Below are 3,868 nucleotides of genomic sequence, written 5' to 3' on the forward strand. Positions count from 1 at the left end.
AAGCACCCAAATCCATTGAGGCTTCTTCCAATGAGGGATCGATAGCCTCTAATACACCGTATAATACCAAAAAAGCGGTTGGGCTATAAGCAATGGTTTCCACTAAAACGAGTCCGCTTAATCCATAAATAGAATAATTACCTATTATACTTTTAACCCAGGGAGTGAAGCTTCCAGCCCTTCCAAAAAGAAGAATTGCTGCCAGTGCAACTATGAAGGGAGGAGAGATAATTGGGAAAGTAGCTGTTGTCCTGAAAAAATTTTTAAAAGGAAGTGATGTTCTTGTTAAAGCATAGGCAAAAATAAATCCGGCTATACTCCCAAGAGTGGCTGTATAAATACCTAGAATTATACTATTAAAAAAGGGTTGAATAAAGTATCTCTTAGAAAATATAGCAACATAATTTGAAAAATCCCACTTGCCACCAATATAAACACTGTTTTTTACAACCTGGAATATAGGAAAAACTACAAAAGTAAATAGAAAATAAAAAATAAGTAATATAAGTAGAAACAGTATTGGTTCTTTCCAAATTAATCTTAATTGACCGGTGATTTCATGAATTTGTCTATTTCTATCATTATTCATAAATCTTAATACCACTAAAAAATAAGGTAATCCCTGTTGCTCCTTGTCTAAAAATAACATTAGATTTATTAGCAACAGGGATGGTTAATTATAGAAATCATCTGAAATTACTTACCGATTCTGTCTCTCCATGCTCCTACCCAGTCATCTTTACTTTCTCCAGCCAGTATATGGTCATATTCTATTAGACTGACATCATCAAGGGTAACTGAACCTTCTGCAACTGTAGCTTTGGGGTTAACCGGAAGACGACTGTATTGCTGGAAAAGATTTTGCGCTTCAACTGAGTAACACCAATTAATAAACTGTTTTCCCAATTCTGGTTCAGGTCCACCTTTAATTAGAGACAATCCTCCAACTTCATAGCCGGTTCCATCTTCAGGGAAGGTCATAACAACAGGGTATCCTGTGTTAATTCCCTTTGCAATTATGTCATGCGAGAAGGCAATTCCTACTGCAATTTCACCTAAGCCGACCATGCCAATACAAGCAGTTCCAGACTGAGTATACTGGAAAACACTATGTCTATCAAATTCTTCCCACCAATCCAAAGCATTTTCCATACCCCACATTTGGACTAATGTCGCAAAAGTAGTGTAGGCTGTTCCGGAAGTATATGGATAAGCCAGAGCTACATTTTCTTTAAATATCGGATTAAGTAAATCATCCCAGCTGGTTGGGGCTTCTACATTATTTTCTTCTAGAAAATTAGTGTTTGTAATAAAACCTATAGCACCAGTGTAAAATCCTGTCCATGCCCAATCATCTGCATGTAGTAATTCTGGTAGGTCGAAGTCGATATTGGGTTTGTATGGTTCCAGTAGGCCTTTTGAAGCTGCGTTGATATGGGAAGTATTGGAACCGGCATGCCAGACACTTGCCTGGGGGTTACTTGATTCGGCTTCAATTCTTGCAAGAACTTCGCCTGATGACAATCTAACCCATTGTACATCTATACCGGTTTCTTCTTCAAATGCATCTATGTAGTATTTAGCTTCCTCAGTGTCAAATGCTGTGTATATTCTGAGTACCTGTTTTTGTGCCATAACATTGCCATTTGCACAAAATACTAAAAGCAGTATAATTAGAAAAACCCATAAAAATTTTTTCATTAAATAAACCTCCTATAGTTTTAAATAATAAATTATTTTTTAGTTGGACAGTTATACAATAAAGAAAATGATAATTGATCAAATATTTTGGTAATCACCCCCTTCTCAAAGATTTTAGAATTTTGATACTTCAAATGTAAGTTATTGAATAAATAATAAGTCTATTGCAATTATATTGACACAATAATAGACAATTTTCAATAAAGATAACACTGTTAGAATATAGCAAACCACCTCACAGTAAATATTGTATCAAATAGAAGTGTAACCTGCAAAAATACTTTTATTGCTTCGCTATTTAGTTTAATCAAATTAAAACCGGGAGTTTTTGGGTAGATAAATATTTAAAATTGTATAGATCGTCCATATTTTTTATTCAATTGTACTATAATAAAAATAAGTGATTTAGTTTTTTATAATTCATTTTTTTATCAATTTGACAGTTAATTTATTGTGAATTATTAAAGAGGAGGATTCCAATAGTGGGGATAAAAGTTGAAAAGGATAGTATGGGAGAAATACAAATACCTGGAGATAGATTGTGGGGAGCTCAAACCCAGCGTAGTCTGGAGAATTTTAAGATAGGTAAAGATAAAATGCCAATCGAAATTATAAAGGCCTTTGCAATTTTAAAAAAGGCCGCTGCCTTAACTAATTATGAACTTGGTTGGTTAGAGAAGAAATTTGAAGAAACAGGGTACGTTTCTCCGGACTATGTTTTACCGGACGGAACTGTTAATGAAAAATTAAAGAAAATTATTGAAGAAAAAGGTCACTTTTAACTTAATCGGAGTTTTCTGTACAATAGTCAAATAATTCAGCATTGGGAATATCTAACACTTTTTGACTTAAATTCTCACAGCTTTCTTTTTCAAAATCCAGAGATTTAACTATTTCTGGTTTTAGAAATACGCGAAGGTTTTTGTCTTCTGTCTTAAATAAAGCATTAATATTACCGGTTTGATTCTTTACTTTGATATTTCCCTTTCCCATAGTACAGCCGGTTGATATCTGTAGTCCATCAACAAAACAGGACATTGGTCTGCGGTATTCCAGCTCAGCCTCAACAGACAAATCAAAATATCCTTTTGCTTTTAAATTCTTGAGGGCTAAAAGACCCATTTTTATACCCAGATTTAGATAAGGACCTGCATGACCATGCAGTTTTATTCCACGTTCAATCATATCACCTAAGTTATCTTGATCTACAGAAAGTTTAATCATTTAACCATCCTCATTTGTTGCATCGATGTTTTAAGAATAAATATAAATTTCAATAAATGCTCGATACTGTTTTTATAAAATGTGTTACAAAAATTATATATGTAACACTAAACATAAAAATATTATCATAAAACAGGCATATGTCAAGTAATTTTGTTTTTAGAGATTTTAAATTAATAAGTAAGTAGTTGCAATCACAAATTTGTTGTACTAAAATAAAAATAGTTTAGTTTATTAAGACATGTTAAAACTAAACATATTTAAATTAATAGGAAGAAAAATGAAATCTACATTGGAAGAATATCTTGAGAACTTAGAGAAGAGATATCGAGCCCATTATAATGTAGAAAGGAATAAAGAAGTTGCAGGAAAAGAATTAGATATTTATGCAATTTCCGTTATAGAACATTTCCGCCATGTCTTCACAAAAAAAATCCAGATTGACCATTATCAGGAAAGAGAAATAATATTAGTCAAGGGATTAAAAGAGTATGTACATCTTAAAGACATCGAAACATTTTCCCATTTGCTTATAGAAGCTACCAAAGAACTTGTTACACCTTCTTTTGAGGTTATGTCCCACATTATTAATGGAATAGTTGTTTCACCCAAGGGTTTTTCCGAAGAAGCTATAAAGGTTGCCCAAAGATTTAAATATGGTAGAACATTTTGTCTGGGAATCAAGGGGTGGTGCGATATTCGATTACTATTAATAGATATAAAAAATAATAATATCTATTGTAATGCTAAAGGAAGAGAAGTCATGAATGTGTATTCTTTTAATAGGGTGAAAAAGGAGGTGTTGTAAAAAATATTTTATAAGCAAAAAAACAAAATTTATTTTTATTCACCGGGATATTGATTATTTATTAATAATAAGTTAAAAAGGTCATATTTAAAAGTAATTAATGAGTTCAGGTATTTTTAGTAATTTTTCTTATCT

The 3,868-nt window shown here is 32.2% G+C and carries 4 protein-coding genes and 1 pseudogene; 2 read left to right on the plus strand and 3 right to left on the minus strand.

Translation table 11 applies throughout. The features are described 5' to 3' along the window. On the minus strand, positions 1 to 589 hold a 589-nt coding region (locus PHQ99_08070), incomplete at its 3' end, for an iron ABC transporter permease (GenBank protein ID MDD4289526.1). A 107-nt stretch (positions 590 to 696) separates the two neighbouring features. Further along, positions 697 to 1,701 (minus strand): ABC transporter substrate-binding protein, encoded by a 1,005-nt coding sequence (locus PHQ99_08075; protein ID MDD4289527.1) that lies wholly within the window; start codon positions 1,699 to 1,701, stop codon positions 697 to 699. A gap of 482 nt (positions 1,702 to 2,183) precedes the next feature. Between PHQ99_08075 and PHQ99_08080 the strand changes: the two are divergent. Then, positions 2,184 to 2,381: pseudogene (locus tag PHQ99_08080) on the plus strand (lyase family protein). A gap of 103 nt (positions 2,382 to 2,484) precedes the next feature. Here PHQ99_08080 and PHQ99_08085 read toward each other — a convergent pair. Further along, complete coding sequence (locus PHQ99_08085) at positions 2,485 to 2,925, minus strand: formylmethanofuran dehydrogenase subunit E family protein (GenBank protein ID MDD4289528.1); 441 nt, start codon at positions 2,923 to 2,925, stop codon at positions 2,485 to 2,487. Positions 2,926 to 3,205: 280 nt separating this feature from the next. Here PHQ99_08085 and PHQ99_08090 point away from each other — a divergent pair, with 280 nt between their 5' ends. Beyond that, on the plus strand, positions 3,206 to 3,733 hold the full coding sequence (locus PHQ99_08090; GenBank protein ID MDD4289529.1) for a hypothetical protein: 528 nt from the start codon (positions 3,206 to 3,208) through the stop codon (positions 3,731 to 3,733). Positions 3,734 to 3,868 lie beyond the last annotated feature (135 nt).

This window comes from Atribacterota bacterium (assembly GCA_028703475.1).
Taxonomy (GTDB): domain Bacteria; phylum Atribacterota; class Phoenicimicrobiia; order Phoenicimicrobiales; family Stramentimicrobiaceae; genus JAQVMU01.

Bases quoted from the DNA above. Each gene is read 5' to 3' on its own strand.
- PHQ99_08075 (MDD4289527.1), bottom strand. From the start codon at position 1,701: ATGAAAAAATTTTTATGGGTTTTTCTAATTATACTGCTTTTAGTATTT.
- PHQ99_08085 (MDD4289528.1), bottom strand. From the start codon at position 2,925: ATGATTAAACTTTCTGTAGATCAAGATAACTTAGGTGATATGATTGAA.
- PHQ99_08090 (MDD4289529.1), top strand. From the start codon at position 3,206: ATGAAATCTACATTGGAAGAATATCTTGAGAACTTAGAGAAGAGATAT.